The following is a 286-nucleotide window of genomic DNA, read 5'->3' as shown; positions in this document are numbered from 1 at the left end:
CGCGAGCAGCGCGTTTAATCAGTTAAACGTCGGCGATAAAGTAGAAGAAACCTTCACGGTGTCGTCTGTTGATGGAACACCGTCCACTATCAAGGTGACAATTAACGGTACTAACGACACCGCTACTGTCAGCAGTGCGACCGTCGCCATCGATGAAACCGACAAAGCGGTAACTACCTCAGGTACGCTAACCAGTACTGACGTGGATAATCCAGATAATACCTTCACACCCGATTCCATTTCCGGTACCAACGGTGACCTGACTATTGATGCCAATGGTCATTGG

General features: G+C 49.3%; 1 protein-coding gene. It reads left to right on the top strand.

What is annotated here, in order from left to right:
* Positions 1 to 286 (top strand): VCBS domain-containing protein (locus tag AB4323_RS24400; RefSeq protein WP_372153542.1); only part of this gene is annotated, 286 nt, incomplete at both ends.

Source organism: Vibrio sp. 10N.261.52.C11, assembly GCF_041471405.1.
Lineage (GTDB): Bacteria > Pseudomonadota > Gammaproteobacteria > Enterobacterales > Vibrionaceae > Vibrio > Vibrio crassostreae_C.
The sequence above is the reverse complement of the archived record's forward strand: the minus strand, read 5'-3'. Positions and strand labels throughout refer to the sequence as shown.